Annotated in this window: 13 protein-coding genes, 1 tRNA gene and 1 CRISPR repeat array; of the genes, 12 read left to right on the top strand and 2 right to left on the bottom strand. The window is 59.7% G+C overall.

Annotation, left to right across the window (positions count from 1 at the left end; translation table 11 throughout):
• Positions 1 to 21: 21 nt before the first annotated feature.
• The gene (locus CRI93_RS02400; RefSeq protein ID WP_176521633.1) at positions 22 to 498 is read right to left on the bottom strand and encodes an energy transducer TonB; all 477 of its coding nucleotides are present in this window, start codon (positions 496 to 498) and stop codon (positions 22 to 24) included.
• Positions 499 to 660: 162 nt separating this feature from the next.
• Between CRI93_RS02400 and CRI93_RS02395 the strand changes: the two genes are divergently transcribed.
• Together CRI93_RS02395 and CRI93_RS02390 are read left to right on the top strand one after the other, a co-directional pair.
• Positions 661 to 897: an SEC-C metal-binding domain-containing protein gene (locus tag CRI93_RS02395; protein ID WP_098060997.1), complete on the top strand. Its 237-nt coding sequence runs from the start codon at positions 661 to 663 to the stop codon at positions 895 to 897.
• 253 nt (positions 898 to 1150) lie between these two features.
• A CRISPR array of direct repeats spans positions 1151 to 2369; the repeat unit is 30 nt; unit sequence CCTTTAATCGCACCTTTGAGGCATTGAAAT.
• A gap of 831 nt (positions 2370 to 3200) precedes the next feature.
• Positions 3201 to 3524: a hypothetical protein gene (locus CRI93_RS02390; RefSeq protein ID WP_141491524.1), complete on the top strand. Its 324-nt coding sequence runs from the start codon at positions 3201 to 3203 to the stop codon at positions 3522 to 3524.
• A gap of 42 nt (positions 3525 to 3566) precedes the next feature.
• Here CRI93_RS02390 and CRI93_RS02385 read toward each other — a convergent pair.
• Positions 3567 to 3639 (bottom strand) — tRNA-Arg (locus CRI93_RS02385).
• Positions 3640 to 3779: 140 nt separating this feature from the next.
• Between CRI93_RS02385 and CRI93_RS02380 the strand changes: the two genes are divergently transcribed.
• From CRI93_RS02380 to CRI93_RS02335, 10 genes are all read left to right on the top strand, one after another.
• Positions 3780 to 4772: an alpha/beta hydrolase gene (locus CRI93_RS02380; RefSeq protein ID WP_098060995.1), complete on the top strand. Its 993-nt coding sequence runs from the start codon at positions 3780 to 3782 to the stop codon at positions 4770 to 4772.
• Positions 4765 to 5964, top strand: a complete 1200-nt coding sequence (locus tag CRI93_RS02375) for an aminotransferase class V-fold PLP-dependent enzyme (RefSeq protein WP_098060994.1) — start codon at positions 4765 to 4767, stop codon at positions 5962 to 5964. Before CRI93_RS02380 ends, CRI93_RS02375 begins: the two co-directional genes overlap by 8 nt.
• Positions 5965 to 6092: 128 nt before the next feature.
• The gene (locus CRI93_RS02370; protein WP_098060993.1) at positions 6093 to 7730 is read left to right on the top strand and encodes a GAF domain-containing protein; all 1638 of its coding nucleotides are present in this window, start codon (positions 6093 to 6095) and stop codon (positions 7728 to 7730) included.
• Between the two features lie 32 nt (positions 7731 to 7762).
• On the top strand, positions 7763 to 8251 hold the full coding sequence (locus tag CRI93_RS02365) for a CIA30 family protein (protein ID WP_176521632.1): 489 nt from the start codon (positions 7763 to 7765) through the stop codon (positions 8249 to 8251).
• 100 nt (positions 8252 to 8351) lie between these two features.
• Positions 8352 to 9359 carry a type IV toxin-antitoxin system AbiEi family antitoxin gene (locus CRI93_RS15570; RefSeq protein ID WP_141491523.1) on the top strand — a complete coding sequence of 336 codons (1008 nt, stop codon included), beginning with the start codon at positions 8352 to 8354 and terminating at the stop codon, positions 9357 to 9359.
• A complete protein-coding gene (locus CRI93_RS02355; RefSeq protein ID WP_098060990.1) occupies positions 9352 to 10230 on the top strand; it encodes a nucleotidyl transferase AbiEii/AbiGii toxin family protein in 879 nt (292 codons plus the stop codon). The genes CRI93_RS15570 and CRI93_RS02355 overlap by 8 nt, the downstream gene beginning before the upstream one ends.
• Before the next feature lie 154 nt (positions 10231 to 10384).
• Positions 10385 to 11050 (top strand): deoxynucleoside kinase, encoded by a 666-nt coding sequence (locus CRI93_RS02350; protein WP_098060989.1) that lies wholly within the window; start codon positions 10385 to 10387, stop codon positions 11048 to 11050.
• A 68-nt stretch (positions 11051 to 11118) separates the two neighbouring features.
• Complete coding sequence (locus CRI93_RS02345) at positions 11119 to 13218, top strand: hypothetical protein (RefSeq protein WP_098060988.1); 2100 nt, start codon at positions 11119 to 11121, stop codon at positions 13216 to 13218.
• A gap of 117 nt (positions 13219 to 13335) precedes the next feature.
• Complete coding sequence (locus CRI93_RS02340) at positions 13336 to 14541, top strand: YihY/virulence factor BrkB family protein (RefSeq protein WP_098060987.1); 1206 nt, start codon at positions 13336 to 13338, stop codon at positions 14539 to 14541.
• Between the two features lie 160 nt (positions 14542 to 14701).
• The gene (locus CRI93_RS02335) at positions 14702 to 16903 is read left to right on the top strand and encodes a BamA/OMP85 family outer membrane protein (RefSeq protein ID WP_176521630.1); all 2202 of its coding nucleotides are present in this window, start codon (positions 14702 to 14704) and stop codon (positions 16901 to 16903) included.
• The last annotated feature ends 45 nt before the right edge of the window (positions 16904 to 16948 follow it).

Raw genomic sequence — 16948 nt, 5'->3', positions numbered from 1 at the left:
CCACTGACACGCCCAAATGAGCTACATGGAGATGCGCATGTTCGTAATTTGTACGCTCAGGCGCAGCGCCACGGGCACGGGCTCGCCATTGTGGCGGCCCGGCGTAAACGACGAATTGAGCACGGTGGAGCGGACCACCTCGTCGGCCACCGGATAGAGCGACTTTTCAATCAAGACGTTCGTCGGCTCCCCCTCGGGCGATACCACGAGCAGCACCACGATGCTTCCGCTTTTGTCTTGCCGCAAGCCCCGGGGCGGCTCGTTCTCCAGCACCCGCTCATAGAATCTGTCCATGCCGCCGTCAATTTCGGGCGGTACCTCCACCTGGTCCTCCGGGTACACCGTGGCATAGTTGGTCGGATTCACCATGGTGGGGCGGCTCTCCATCATGGCTTGGAACGCCTGTGCCTCTTCCGATCCCGCACAGCCGGTTCCAAGAGCGAGCAGCAGCCCCACAAGAAAAACGATGCCTGTAGCACGGCAGCCGGAAAACGACATGGGTAAGAAAAGCATCAGAAGGAAATGGTCAGCGTGCGGATCAATGCAGCAATAAGGTACCCGAATGCTGCTATAGATGCAAGCAGGGCCCGAGTCAACTTTCCCGGCCCCGCGCCGTAGAGATCGCAACTCCTGCGTGTATCACACAACCGTACCCAGCTTATGGCTTCAGAACCCGGACGCAATGACCCCTGCCCGTGTGGAAGCGGGCGCAAGTACAAGAACTGCTGCCGCAACTCCGATGCCTGGTACCAGAGTAGCACCGTGCAGGGCATCATCGTGGGCGTGGTGCTTCTGCTGAGCATACTGGTCATCGGCGGATTGCTCACCAGCGGCGGCGGAGCCGTCGATTGCCCGCCCGGCGAGGTGTGGTCCGAAGCCCACGGCCACTGTCACTAACGCCCCCCGTTCAGCGCCGCTGAAGGCCGATCTGTCGTCGGCCTCCGCCCATTTTCGGGAAAACGCCGCCCGCAACCACTGTGCCACATCCTAATTTTTATGGATACACAGCGTAGAATCAAGGAGTTAGCGGATGTCGTCGGACCCCGGGGGGTTATGCACGACCGGAGGGTGACGACATTGGGCGCGCCCAATCATCGCCGAATCGCGGCTTATTTGCATCTAAGCGGGCTACATGGCATATTCCAACAGTCCTTTAATCGCACCTTTGAGGTATTGAAATTTCTTCGCGCTCGAACACCACCGCGAAGCTGTGCATCCCTTTAATCGCACCTTTGAGGTATTGAAATCCAAAGGCAAAGGCCGCGCCCTCGATGGCATCGCCGCCTTTAATCGCACCTTTGAGGTATTGAAATTGTGATGGGGAGCCGCGCTTCATTCCACGGGAAAAGCCTTTAATCGCACCTTTGAGGTATTGAAATTCGTTTCTTCGACGGTGGCAGACAGCGTGCTGCCGCCTTTAATCGCACCTTTGAGGTATTGAAATCCCGACGTGGAGCACGCCATTCGCATTATGGATGCGACCTTTAATCGCACCTTTGAGGTATTGAAATCGATTTTGAAGAAGGGGTGGCTGTTCTGGCGCAGGTCCTTTAATCGCACCTTTGAGGTATTGAAATTACATCGCTTCGCATCTTTCAGAGCCATGCTTATGAGCCTTTAATCGCACCTTTGAGGTATTGAAATCCGCATCCTCGAAAAAGAGTGCGATAAGACGGCAGCCCTTTAATCGCACCTTTGAGGTATTGAAATTACTGGTTCTCAAGGCGACGCCCTACATCGCCCCCGCCTTTAATCGCACCTTTGAGGTATTGAAATTATCAAACCTTATCGTTGATGAGGCCAGAGGGCTTCGCCTTTAATCGCACCTTTGAGGTATTGAAATCACGGTCACGTAGTCGTATATGGCCTGCTCTGCGTGCCTTTAATCGCACCTTTGAGGTATTGAAATTGGTGTCGGTGATGATCTGGTAGGCGGTCTTCGCCTGCCTTTAATCGCACCTTTGAGGTATTGAAATTCTACAACCGCGTCGCTTCGGAAACCGGCATCGACCCCTTTAATCGCACCTTTGAGGTATTGAAATTTCTTGTCATTGTCGTCGAGGGTGTCGTCGTTGCTGCCTTTAATCGCACCTTTGAGGTATTGAAATGAGGAACGTGGAGACGGGGCCGGCCGCCCATACAACCTTTAATCGCACCTTTGAGGTATTGAAATATTTTGGGGCTGGCGTACGACCGCACCGAGTTTGTGCCTTTAATCGCACCTTTGAGGCATTGAAATAAGCCAAAGTGCGCACGCGCTGGCAGGCCGATTACCTTTAATCGCACCTTTGAGGCATTGAAATCAGGACTACGACGCCGAGGTGGGTCGCGAAATCGCCCCTTTAATCGCACCTTTGAGGCGTGGTAACGTCCCAGGGCACTGGGACGCCGTTGGAGGGCCGCCTCCGCATGCAGACGGGGCGCATGAGATTGAGATCGCGCTGCTTTGCGTGGGCAGATGCCGCACCGTATGGTAACGCATTGCTTCGGGCGACGCAGGCCCTGCGTCGTTACGGCAGGTTGGAGGGGCGTCTCTGGCTCGCCCTCGGCTCCGCTCGGGGCAGGTGCACCCTTGAGTATACGTACCATCCCAGAGCGGTGGGACGCCGTCGTAGAGCTCTCTTCGCATGCAGACAGGGAGCATGAGACTGGGATCGCGCTGCCTCACATGGCGGATGTTGCTCGCATGGTAACGCATTGCTCCGGGCGACGCAGGCCCTGCGTCGTTACGGCAGGTTGGAGGGGCGTCTCTGGCTCGCCCTCGGCTCCGCTCGGGGCAGGCGCACCATTGAGGTATACGTACCATCCCAGAGCGGTGGGACGCCGTCGTAGAGCTCTCTTCGCATGCAGACAGGGAGCATGAGGTTGAGATCGCGCTGCCTCACATGGCGGATGTTGCTCGCATGGCAACGCATTACTCCGGGCGATGCAGGTCCCTGCGTCGTTACAGCAGGTTGGAGGGGCGCCTCCGGATCCTCCTCGACTTCGCTCGGGATAGGTGCACCGTTGCGCCATACGTAATGGCCTCATATCTATCCCGTTGGCGCACTGACCGAAACAACTTGTTTTTCTTGGTGCAAATCAAATCTAACATTATGGCCTCGCCTTCTGATGCACTCGTAAAGCGGTTCATAGATACACTGGACACGCCGTCGTTTAGCGACCCCGATGCCAACCTCACCTATGCCGAGCGGTAGCAGTTGAAAGAGCAAAACTATGCTGCAATGGCCCGCGAGCAGTTGCCGCATGTCAAGCGTCAACTCTGGTGGGTGCGCGCAAACATCGGGGCAGGAATTGCCCTGCTCGTTGTGATGGCTGTTTTCCTTGCCTTGCATATCCTCGACGTGGTTGCAGCGTCACCAGAAGGTCTTGTCTTTCCGCTCTTCTATGCCTGCTTCATGGGTATTACGGCGGCGGTAGGAAAGCGTCATACCAGAGCAGCTATTGGTCGCGTTTTTTGTCGCACTCAACCTACCCAACAGCGCAGTAAAATGCAGGCAACGAACAGCCCAATGCCCCGTTAACGGCGTTAGAAGTGGTTTTGCATGGCTCTTTCTTGGGTAAAGTACCCCTGCCTGGACTCGAACCAGGATTCCAAGCTTAGGAGGCTTGTGTTCTATCCAGTTGAACTACAGGGGTAGAAATGACGTCCAGCGGAGCCAGTATCGCATCTGCTACGCTCTGCATGTAGACTTGTCCGTGCATACGGAACCCTGCGTTGCAGGTTGCCGGTACAGCCGGATCCCTTTGTTTTCTTGGATTGTTTGCGTTTCTTACTCATGAATGGCTCTTCTTCGCGCTGGCTGGGGTGGACGGCCACAGGTGTGGCTGCAGCGGCGGGTGCCACCACGGCATATCACCGCAGTCTGCCGCCTGCCCATGCTCTCGACCCAGCGCTCAACCTCGACTCACGCGTCCTCGACACTGATCAAGGCCGCGTGCATCTGTACCACCGTCCGGGCACCGGCACGCCCCTTGTCTTCCTGCACAGCTTCAACGCCGTCGCCTCGCCGAAGGAGATGCGTCCGCTTGTGGAGCATTACGCGGAGGCGACCGACCGCCCTCTGTGGGCCCTCGATTGGCTTGGCTTTGGACGCTCGGAGCGCACGCGTCGCAGCTACACGCCCCAAACCTATCACGACGTACTGTATGCAGTGCTGAATGATGCCGTGGGGCCGGCTGCCGATCTGGTGGCGTGCTCGCTGGGCAGCGAGTTTGCGGCGTCGGTGGCCCTGCAGGCGGCCTCGCTGGTGCGGCGCTGCGCGTTTATCGCGCCGACCGGACTCTCAGCGAATCGCGGTCTGTCTCCATTCGGACGCCTGGCCGTCAAAACCGCTGCCACCGTGGGCGGGTTCACCCTGCCCTACTTCTGGCTGACGCGTCCGGCGTCGCTGCGGCGGTACCTGGCGGCACAGGTCTTTCAGAATGAAGACGCCGTCCCCGATGCACTCGTGTACTACGGCGCCCAAACCGCCCGCATTCAGGGCGCGCCCTACGCCCCGCGCCACTTTGTAGACGGTTCGCTCTTTCAGCGCAACATCGACACCGAGGGGTACGCGCGCCTCTATCGTCCCACGCTCATCCTTACCCCCGAAGCGCCCGCACCCACCGTGCAGCGCTTCGACCGGCTCCCGGCGCTGACGAACGCAAATCCACGCTACATCACCCACACTGCTGTGCCCGGTGGACTCCTGCCGCACTGGGAGCGTCCGGCCCCCACCTTCCGCGCACTCGACGACTTTCTGATCGACGCTAACGATACTGATGCCTAACGCTGCGTTTAACGTAGACCGCGCCCGCGCCGATACCCCCGGCTGTACCGAGGTGCTGCACTTCAACAACGCCGGGAGCGCCCTGCCGCCGCAGCCCGTGCTCGATGCGCAGATCGATCATCTCAACCAGGAAGCGCATCTGGGGGGATACGAAGCCGCTGCCTATGCCGAAGATCAGCTGCAGCACACGTACGATGCCATCGCCCAGCTCATTGGGGCGGAGGCCAAGGAAATCGCCCTCGTCGAAAATGCCACGCGGGCGTGGGACATGGCCTTCTACGGGATGGACCTGGGTCCGGGCGACCACATCTTGACCAGCGCAGCCTCGTATGCCAGCAACTACATTGCGATGCTGCAGGTGGCCGAGCGTACCGGCGCCAAGGTCGAGGTTGTGCCGTCCGATACGCACGGCCAGATCGACCTGCACGCCTTGCGCAATGCGATCGACGACCGCACGGCGCTCATCGCGCTGACGCACGTCCCCACCAACGGCGGACTCGTGAATCCAGCTGCCCAGGTCGGGGCCCTTGCCCAGGAGGCCGACGTGCCGTACCTGCTGGATGCGTGCCAATCAGCAGGCCAACTGCCACTTGACGTGGATGAAATCGGCTGCACCATGCTCTCGGCCACCGGGCGTAAGTACCTGCGCGGGCCGCGTGGCACCGGATTTTTGTACGTACAGCGCGACTGGATTGAGCGCCTCACCCCGCCGCTGCTCGACTTGCACGCCGCCACCCTCACCAGTCCCACCAGCTACCGCATCCGGTCCGACGCAAAGCGGTTTGAGACGTGGGAAGGCTACGTGGCGGGCAAGATTGCACTGGGCGTTGCGGTGGACTATGCGCTGGATTGGGGGCTCGACGCTATTGCCGAGCGGGTGCAGCACCTGGCCGACGAGCTGCGCGAGATGTTGCGCGCACAGCGCGGTGTAACCGTGTACGATGTGGGCACGCGGCAGTGCGGAATCGTCACCTTTGCGATTGAGGGCACCGATGCCCACGCCATTCAGCAGCGCCTGCGTACCGACGGCATCAACGTGTCGGTGAGTCCGCCGTCCTCGACCCTATTGGATGCCGAGGCGCGCAGCCTTCCGAAGCTGGTACGAGCCTCGGTGCATTACTACAACACGAGTGCCGAGATTGAGCGCTTCGGGGCCACGCTGAACCAGCGGTTCCCGATGCGGAACGGATGAGGAGCAACAGAGCTTTGCATCTACAATGAAACGAATGTGATGGGTCTGTGGCTGCAGAGGAACGGGCGTAGGCATTGGCGATGTGAGAAAGTCACACTCGTTAAATACGACTGCAGCTATCTGACTTTATGCCATCCCCTTCTTCAGCAACGCCCAGCCTCGAAAACACCAGCGAGCGGCAGGCCGCGCTGCGGCGCTATCATATCTTGGACACAGCGCCCGAGAAAGACTTCGATCGCATTACCAGCCTCGTGGCCAAGGTCTGCGACGCCTCCACCGCGCTGATTACGCTGATTGATGAGGAGCGCCAGTGGTTTAAGTCGTGCTTCAACTTCGACGCGCGCGAAACCGGTATCAGCGTGTCGTTCTGCGTGCATGCCGTGCACAACGGGGAGATGCTCGTGGTTGAAGACGCGACCGAAGACCCGCGCTTTAAAGACAACCCGATTGTGACGGGGCCGCCGTACATCCGGTTCTACGCCGGGGCCCCGCTCACCACGCCCGAGGGAATCCACATTGGGTCGCTCTGCATCATCGACTACGAGCCGAAGACGTTCGACGCCGCGCAGCGCGAAATCCTTGAACGTATGGCCGATGTGGTCGTGAATCAGTTTGAGTTGCGTAGTGCGGAGGCACAGGTGCGGCAGCTCATTGATGAGAATCCGCAGCCCATGTACGTGTACGCCCAGAGCGATGGGCACATCATGAAGGCAAATGCGGCGGCAGTGTCGCAGTATGGATACGAGGCGCAAGACTTTGCCGGGCTCACCGCCAACGACCTGCAGGCCCCGGCATCGTATCGTGATCCCGGCTCGGTGCTTGCCCTGCACCAGCGCGCCGACGGGTCGTTTTTCCCAGCACGTGTGCGCGAACGTGAGGTACTGGTTGATGGCCGAGCTGCCGTTCTGGCTACGGTGCAACCCACCCCGCTGCACAGCTCCGACTCCACCTTCATGGTGATCGATCGCGACGGCATTATCCGCTCGGTAAGTCACGACAACACCGCAGATGGGCCGCTGTGCGACGTAGTGGGCACGGCGTTTGAGTCGCTGTCGAACCCATTCGACCAGGGGCGCATCAGCAATGCGATGAATGCGCTGATGAAGGATGAGCGGGACGTTATCAATCAGGAAGTCATGATTGACACCGCCGGGGGCAGCCATCCGTATGAAGCGCACTTGCGTCCGCTACGGAGCGAGCGCGGAAGCGTTGTCGGCGTGAGTGCGGTGCTCGTGCCGCCCGGTGCAAGCACGAGCAGCCCGAAACCATCCCCCGCCTTGGTCGAAGACGAGGTGCGTGTAGAAGAAGTGTCTGCGCCTCCCACCGATGCCGACCGTGGTGCGCCAGAACAAGAGATTGAATCTGACTCCGATAAGGCTGCGCCTGTAGAGAATCAGGGAGACGCGGAGGACACACCGCCCGCCGCCGATACAGCCTCTGAACCGGCTGAAACAGCCCCCGAAACCGCTGACGAGGCGCCTGCCTCTGCCCCTGACACCGAAGCCGTTCCGGGTTCTGAGGAGCAAGTCAACGAAGAGCCGCACAAAGAGGCCAATGACGCCCCGGCTGAGCATGTAGAGGATGGTGAGTCTGATAACGCGTCAGTATTCGACGGCGCTCCGGGCGATGGGACCGCGGATGCGGCTCCAACAGCAACGCCCGAATCCTTCTCCGACACCGCAGCCAGTTCGTTGCTTCGTAGCCTACGTGCCCGTGAGCAGACAACCGACGAACGGAGCGCGCCGCATACGACTGAAGAGGACTGACCACGCCTACGACTTCCATCCTTTCGATGATCATGCCCCTGCTCTCCGACGCGTCTACTCTCGGTCCGTGGACCTGCGTGAACGACGGCGTGATGGGTGGGCAGTCCACCAGCCGCGTCATGCGCCGCCCTGACGACGGCGTCCTGCAGTTTGCAGGGGCCGTCTCGCTCGCCAACAACGGTGGGTTTGCGTCGACGAAAGCGCGATGCTCCGTCGACCTCTCGGGGCAGACAGGTATCATGCTCCGTTTGCAGGGCCCGCCATGCCGCTACCGGCTCACCTTGCGTACAGAGCCGGGTGGACGCATCAGCTATCGCGTTCCGTTCTGGGCAACGCCGCAGCCCGCCACGCACTACTTGCCGTTTGCGCAGTTGCGTCCCATGCGCCGCGGACAGCCCCGTCCCGATGCGCCCCCGTTTGCAGCGGCCTCGATCTGCGAAATCGGGTTCTTGATCGGAGATAAGCAGGCGGGCGATTTTGTGCTACATGTGCATCGCATTCAGGCATATGCGGCGCTGTAATGGGTGAGATCTGAGATGGACATCGGATCTATGATTCCGTTTGTCCATTATAGACCATCATCCAACATAATTGGACAAGAAAATATATTGGACAAACAAGATGGCGTTGAGACAGGCAACGCAAGCGCTCAGTAACCTCTTGCCCCCGTCGATTACTATCGCGACGAATGGAGACGAGCAGATTCTGCACGCGGCGGTACGCGATGAAAAAGTATGCTCATACCAGGCAGAGATCGTTTCGAATCTGACGAAAGAAGGGGCTGCCCGAGAACTGGCACAAAGAAGCGGACAGGATAGAGCAGGAGTCGTGTTTGTGGCAGATCATATTACATCGGGGGCGCAAAAGCTCTTGCGTGATGCAGGCCAGTCGTACATGGATAGCGGGGGCAACTGCTATCTTGCATGTGTAGACCACTCTCAATTCGTTGTTTTCGTGCAAGGACAGGCTACAAAGTCCCGCAGTCACCGTTGCCAGCATCGAGCCTTCAATGAAGCGGGGCTCAAGCTCATCTTTGCGCTGTTGAACCACGACGAATTGGTTAACACGACGTATCGCACGATGGCGGATACGGCAGACATATCCCGGGGTGCGGTTGGGTATGTGCTTTCTGACCTCGAAGAGCTTGGGTATCTGATAAAGATCGATACGCGAACACGTAAGTTGCGCCGCCTTGACGAGTTGATGGATCGATGGGCCGTAGCCTACGGAGAGCGACTGCGACCCAAGATGACACGGGGCCGATTCCAGTTTCTGAACGAGGCCGTGGTTCGCGACTGGAAAGCGATAGACCTCGATTCCAGCTTGGGACGTTGGGGCGGGGAGGCAGCGGCCGATGCTCTGACCCACGACTTGCAACCCGAGTCGCTGTCTATATACACCGAAGAGCCAACCACGAAACTGCTCCGCGGACTACGCATGGTGCCTGATCCAGAAGGTCCTGTCGAAATCCTCGATCAGTTTTGGACGCCCCTCACCTCAGTAGATGACACAAACACGCGTACAGTCCCGCCGCTTCTGGTGTATGCTGATCTGTTAACGCTTGATGACAGTCGGGCCACGCACATTGCCAACCGCATCTTTACCGACCACCTGATGGCCGATGGCTGAATATGTTCTTGCAGAAGACACGCTTTCGCCATCTACACAGGAGCTGATCGAGTCGCTGCAACAGGCATTCCGTCGCTGCGAAACTACCTTCTTCGTGATCGGTGCGTGGGCTCGAGATCTTCATTTGGAGCATAGACATGACATCAGGTTGCGTCGCCGTACCCGAGACACAGACGTGGCGTTCGCTGTCGCACATTGGAATATGTATGACAGGGTCCGAAATGTGCTGATAGACGAGTTTGGCTTCCAAAAAGGAACCCAGGCCGAACGCCTTGTCGCTCCACAAGGCGGACATCCGGTTGATCTCATACCGTTCGGGAGTATCGAGGATGACAGCCACACGCTTACGTGGCCACCTCATCATGAGCGTGCGATGTCTACGCTGGGGCTACAAGAGGCCGGGCAAACGGCCGATACGTTTGTGCTTGGTAACGAAGGCCTCTCGTTCCGGGTTACCTCGCTTCCTGCCCTTAGCATACTCAAGCTAATCGCTTGGTCGGAGCAACCGCATAAAAGAGAGAAAGACGCCATCGATTTTGCCAGCGTGCTTCGTCATTACTACGACATCAACAGAGCGCGCATGATAGATAAGCATCTTGACTTGCTTGGTGAGCCCGACTTCGATGAACGGATCGCATCGGCTCGGCTCCTTGGACGTGATATGGTCTCTGTGCTTGAAATCTCGTCAGTGCTTGCAAGTACGACTATTGACATTTTGAACGAGCAAACACATGACGTCCAAAGCAGTCTGTTAGCTGACCAAATGGTCGGAATTAAGTTACCAACGCAAGACCAGCCGACGGTAAAGCGACTCGTTCAGCAGCTAAAGGCCATGCGCCAAGAGATTGAGGCCGCACTAAATATCACGTAGGAGAGGCAGCGCGCTCACGCACGACCCTCACGTTCCCACCCCGATCTTTGCGCAAAACGGACGCACCGCGCTTCCGTTCGTGCCGGGCAGCATATACCTTGAATGATCTACCTGCTGTCCGCACCGAAAACCGCCCGTTGCCTGCCTGCATCCCATGCCCGACTTGTTCGACGCCCCGAACACCGACCGCACCAAAAAATTCGTGACCATCTCCGGCAACATCGGCGCCGGGAAAAGCTCGCTCACCGATATCCTAAGCTCGTACTTCGGCTGGGAAGCCTTCTACGAGAGCGTCGATGACAATCCGTATCTCGACGACTTCTACGACGACATGCGCCGCTGGTCGTTCAACCTGCAAGTCTTCTTCCTCTCCAGCCGCTTTCACCACCAGCGCCGCATCGAAGAGTCCGAAGAATCCATCGTGCAAGACCGCTCCATCTACGAGGACGCCGAAATCTTTGCGCGCAACCTCTACGAAATGAATCTGATGAGCGAGCGCGACTACAAAAACTATACGGAGCTCTTTGGCATCATGACCTCCTACCTGCAGCCCCCGTCGCTGCTCGTCTACCTGAAAGCCTCAGTGCCTACGCTCGTTGACCACATCCAAATGCGGGGTCGCAACTTCGAATCTACCATCCGCATCGACTACCTGGAGCGCCTCCAGAAGCACTACACCCGCTGGATCGAAAACTACGACCGCGGTCCCAAAATGATTGTCGATGTCGACGAAATCGACTTCGTCAACAATGACGCCGACCGCCGCCAGGTCGTCAGCCAAATCGAGAGCCGCCTCTACGGACTCTTCCCCGATGAGTGATGAGCATATTCTGTTCATTGGCTTGGCTTCGGCACGCTCCTGGTAAGGCAGGGGGATGCGTAGTGGGGATGCTGTTTAGTCTGCTTGTTCTGGATACCGCACGCACAGCGCCCCCACCGCAGCCGGTCTTGCGCGTAGAAGACGCCGCCCTAATCGCATACCGGTCACCCGTCCAACATCGCGTTCCGCACCCCGACACCACCGAAGCGGATACGACGGAGGCCGATACCACCGAAGCCAATACCACGCCCCCCGACACCACCGAAACCGGTCCGCCCGACGCGTCCGGTGAAGACCCTGTAGCTCCCGATGCCCCAATGGAGTTGCTCCCGGCCCCGCCGCGTGCGCTCGTTGACACTGCGTTGTACCGGCGGGCGCACGCCAGCATGGCCGAAACGTTGGCGGAGGCCCCCGGCAGCTTCCTCTACCACCTGGGCCCGATCGACTGGCCGCACGGATGGTCGCGCTATGGCCTTCCTCCGCACCGAGCCGACTACTGGCTGAACGATCGTCGCTACGTCGATCCGATCACGCAGCAGCCGCGATACGACCTGCTGCCCTCGCTCTTTACAACGCGCCCCAGCACCACAACGCCTGCCGGACGCCAGAGCGCGCTGGGGCTGTCGCAGCAATGGCGCTTCTTTACGCCCGATCGGCCCCTCACCGAACTGCGCTATCGGCGCGGAGGGGCCAGTCTGCAGGCTGTGGAAATTGTTCACACGCAGGGGCGTCCGGTGGAGTGGCTGGGGCAGCCCGCGCGCTTTGCGGCAACCTTTGGGTATGGCGGCGCCTCGAACGATGACACATACCAGAGCACGGCGCTGGATCTAACGCGCCAGGTCTTGCTTCGCATCCGCTATCAAGAGGCCGAATGGGGACTTGACCTCACCAACTACGCTGTGCGGCACCGCCTGCAAACACACGGCGGTGTAGAACCCGCCATTGCCGACGTCCCCACCACCGTGTTTGTCCCGGCACAGGCGGATGTACGAACCGAGGGGCAGCGGCAGACCATTCGGAACGACTTGAGCGCACGCCTACGCTGGGCATGGAACGACCGCCTGCCCGCTACCCAACTCACCACGGGCTGGACCTCCAACACATTCGATTTTAGCGGATTCGAGGACAAACGGACGCTCCGATCGCATGTCCTTACAGCTACACTGCGTCAGCCGCTGCGTGTGCAATCGCATGCCATGCAGGCGGTGGCATACGCCGAGCATCAAACGGCCCCGTCCGATACGTTTGCTGTGGCGTCGCCGGGCCTCACCGCGCTGCACGCTGGGCTGCGCGACTCGCTTACATGGCGCGGAACGATGCTGGATGCGGCGACCTACGTGCATCATCATACAAACCACCCGATCTACGCCAGCGGGCAGCTACAGGCCGCGTACGACTTGGGGCCCGTGGGGGGTACCGCACAAGTGGCCAGTACCGCCCGGCCCAGCTCACGCCTTGAAACGTACGGCTCGGCCGGGCTCGTCACTCCGCTCTCCGATCCTGTGCTCACGCGCACACACCGGGCGCAGGTCGGCCTGCACACCACATGGCGCACGCTTCAGACGCGGATAACTGCATTTGGGCATCGCACCGAGCGCGCGGTGGAAGCCGAGCGCGGCACCGATCCACTCGACAGCACCATCCGCGCAGTCCCCGAGCCACTGGACGTAGCGGGCGTGTCGGGGCGGCTGCGGTGGCGCTACGATGCAGAGCGTGGACTGTATGCCGTGGTGCAGGGCACCGCGCTGCAGGTGCGCCCCTCCGGGGATCAGCTGGTCCAGCAGTACGCCGCAAGCCTCCCCGAGGTGTACGGGCGCGGGCGTCTCGGCGCGCGGTTCGTGCTGTTTCGAGATCTGGACATCGATCTGTATGCCGAGGCGTACGGCTGGGGCGCAGCGTTTCGGAGCCGCTGGTTTCATTCGCCCACAGGGCAGCTTACGTTGCCCAAGCTGGATGCACCCGCCACGCCCGATACGCCAGGCCGCCTGCAGCCCGATGGCGTACTCAACATACATGCTGAAGCCAACCTGCGCGGGGCCGAGCTGATGCTCTCATACGAGAACGCGTTAGGGGGTACCAACGTAACGGCGGGCACGTACGTGGTGCCCACCTACCCACTCCCAAACCAGCGGATTCGGTTTAGCATCCACTGGCCCCTGTTCGATTGATGCACACATGCTGCTCGTGTAAAGCGTTGGAGCCGTTTGGAGCAAAAACGTCTCCGCAGAACCGTACGTAAGACACAGGGTTGCAGCGTGTGTACGCGCATCCAACTAACTGCTTGCATGAGCTCCACATCCCCCACCGCACCGGACGATGCCTCGGAGGCACCTGAACCAACCACGAGTTCAGGCTCTGGAAGTTCGGGTCCTAAAGAGCATGCAGCGCGGTCTTCCGTGCCCCCCGATGACCAGCGCCTAAATGATGCGGTGCGTCGTACCGCCCCATTAGAGGCGTCGTCATCGCCTCATGGCAGCGCGGGGCAGCGCAATGAGGTGCCTGGAGCAGGGCAGGCGCCTTCGGGCGTCCGATCTGCGGTATTCTCGACATCGTGGAGACAGCACGTGCAGACCGTTGCGCTGTATTATATCTACGGTCTCATCCAAGAGCTGCAGCGTAAAGACGTAGTTCTTTGGTCGCAAGCTATTGCATTTAAGGTGCTTATCACTATCGTGCCTATCCTTATTCTGGGTATCGGGCTCTTGGGGCGCGTGCTACGGGGCGATACAGCTTTCAACGCGGTGATGGGTGTGGTGCGCGACTTTCTGCCGGTGAGTCAGGAGGAACAGGTGATATCGTTTCTTACGCAACTGCAAGACGCCAGTGGTGCTGTAATCGGACTTGGCGGCGTAGGATTGTTTTTGTCGGCGTTCTCGCTCTTCATTACATTGCGTATTGCTGTGCGAAATGCGTTTGCACAGACATGGCACGAGGGCCGGTCGATTCTCAGCGGATATCTGTTCGACATGCGCATGGTTGGGCAAGTAGGCCTGCTCTTCCTCGCCACCATTTTGCTCTCCTTCCTGGCCACTACGCAGATTAGCACCTCCACCCTCATTGCGTGGGGCATCCGGGCGCCCTGGCTGCTTGAAGTGCTACGCTGGTTAGCCGGTGGACTTGCAGTTATGCTGCCGTTTTTGATTACCACAGCCATGTTCTTCCAGCTGTACTACCTGGTGCCCTTGCCGCATCCGCGCAAGCGTAGTGCGCTGGTTGGGGCCACCCTGGCTGCCGGCATCTGGGAGATACTCAAATATGCATTTACCTACTACGCTGTGTACGTGGGCCAGTTTGATCGATACGCCATGGGAGCCGAGAGCTTTTCGGCGCTCGGCAACACCTTTGGCCTGATGGTAGCCTTTGTGTTCTGGGTCTACTTTTCCGGTATCGTGTTTATGCTGGGGGCTGTCGTGGCATCGCTTCACGAGCATCGCCATGTAATGGCACGCCACCGCACACCGCCCCATACGCATCTTCCTAAATCGCCCTGAGGGCGTGGGCAGATGCCCAACACGTTCCAACACGTCCGCCGCCGCTTCGTCTGACTGCTTTCTCGTTCTCTGCCCACCAATGGTACCAGGAGCTCTCTCAACGCTGCAGATGCTGCTGCATAGCGCTTTGTTCAGGTCGTTGTGTAGGAAGTCCTTGCGCATGCTTGGGATCACGGTGCTGCTGCTCGTGCTTGCAAGTGCGACGCTCACGGTTCACGCCCAGGACCCCCTGGTGCTTGTGAATGAGGAAACGCAGGTGCAAGGAATCGACATGCGGTTTGTCGACGGGCAAACGTTCTCCCAAGAACGCCTCCTACAGCAGATGGCCACGCAGGCGCCCACAGCGTGGGACCGCTGGAAGCGTCGCCTGCCGCTGCTGCAGCCCGAGCCCCGCCGGTTCGATCCGCTAACCTTTCAGCGTGATATTGCACGGCTGCGCCAGTTCTACCGAGATAACGGCTTCCCCAGTCCCTCCATCGACTACCCTGCTACGCAGTTCGAGGCAGAGGAAAATCGCATTCGTCTGGTTATTACGATCAACGAAGGGGCGCCGCTTCGCATCCAAGATGCGCTTTTTCTGGACGCAGAGGGCGAGCGCTACGCTGCCGAGGTCTTCACCGGCGCGCAGCGCGCAGCGTGGCAAACGTTTGAGCGCAACACGATTGTAGAACTGGGCAGCCGCTATACCGAGTTTAAGCGCTCGCAGCTCGAAGACGACATTGCGCGCTGGCTGCGCAACCAGGGCTATGCCTTTGCACGTGTCACCTCCAACGTAACCACCAACACCGAGGCGCGCACCGCCGACCTCCGCTTTTTTGTCGATCCGGGACCGCGTGCACGGATCGGCGAGATCCAGATCAGCGGTACGCAGTCGGTCGAGCGTCGTGTGGTGGAGCGCAGCCTACCGTTTGAGCCGGGCGATGTGTTCTCCGCCGATGCGCTCACAGAAGGACAACGCAATCTCTTTAACCTCAACCTGTTCCGCGTAGCACTGGCCGACGTCCCCGAGCAGCCCCGCGACTCGCTCGTTACGGTCCGCTACCGCGTGCGCGAAGCCAACATGCGTACGCTTGCTGGCGAGGTTGGATACGGCACGGCGGTGGGCTTTACCGGAGAAGGACGCTGGAGCCACCGTAACTTTTTTGGCAATGCCCGCTCTTTTACCGCGAGTATAACTGCAGAGACAGGCTATCCAAACGATGCTCGCTTTCTGCCTGCATTTCTGGCAGGCACCGGCGGTAGTAGCGTCACCGAGCGGCGCTTTCGGGCGGGTCTGCTACTGCGCGAGCCCTACATCTGGGGCCCCAGCTTATCGGCAGCTGTAGAGCCATTTGGGGAGATTGGGCGCAACCCGCGCCTTCCGGGGGTGCAGCAAGACCGCCTCGGCATTAACGAGTTTACGATCGGATTCGACACCCGGCTTACGTACGAAATATTTCGCTTCCGTACCATCACGCTGCAGCACAGCCTGCAGCGCCGTCGCCAGTACGTTCCCGATGCGCTGCAGTCGGGCCCTGTCGACCCGAACGACCCGCTTAGCAGCGATGGCTCGTCGGGGTTTAACCGCAGCGTGTTTACGCTGTCGGCCAACCTGGGGCGTACTGACGATTACGTGAGTCCATCGGTGGGCTTCTTGGTGCGCCCCACTGCCGAGCTGGCCGGTGCTGTGGTGCCTTCGGGCATCCAGTACGGCAAGCTCTCGGTTGAGGTGAGCGCCTACCAGCCGCTGACTCCAGCCGTTGATCTGGCCGGGCGGCTCTTTGCTGGGCGTGTCTTTCCATTCGGAACGAGCCGCACCGCGCTCCAGGCCGAGCCATCGCTGCGCAACTCGGTCTTTCGCAACCGCTTTAACGATGTCCTTTTTTATGCAGGGGGCGGAACCGACCTGCGGGGCTGGCCCCTGAACCAATCGGGTGGCAAGTTCGTCAACCTGTCGGAGACCGGCGGCCCTGCGTCGCTGTTTACGCCCATTGGCGGGATGTCGAAGCTGGCGCTCAACACCGAGCTTCGGCTTCCGTTTCCAGGATTGGGGGCGGAGTGGCGCACAGCGTTCTTTGTTGATGCGGCTGTGCTCAGCAGACATGACTTTACGCTCGTGCCGGCCCCGCCCAGCGATGCCGCCGATCGCTTCGCGACTTCAACCGGCACAGTGCGGGTTGGCGCCGGAACAGGGCTGCGCTACGAAACCCCGTTCGGGTTCTTGCGCTTCGACATAGCCATTCCGCTCAACCCCGATCCGCTCGACATACGCGACCCCGAGGCCGTGAGCGATGCCATCCGCAATAACCAGCCGCCAACGTCCGTCGACCCGTCGTTTACACGGCAGTTTCGGCTGCATGTAGGCATTGGACGCACCTTCTAATCGATGACAGTACCCCTGTTGTACGGAGGTAGGATCAGCGACGTA

The sequence above is a fragment of the Longimonas halophila genome (genome assembly GCF_002554705.1).
Classification (GTDB): Bacteria; Bacteroidota; Rhodothermia; order Rhodothermales; family Salinibacteraceae; genus Longimonas; species Longimonas halophila.
The sequence above is the reverse complement of the archived record's forward strand: the minus strand, read 5'-3'. Positions and strand labels throughout refer to the sequence as shown.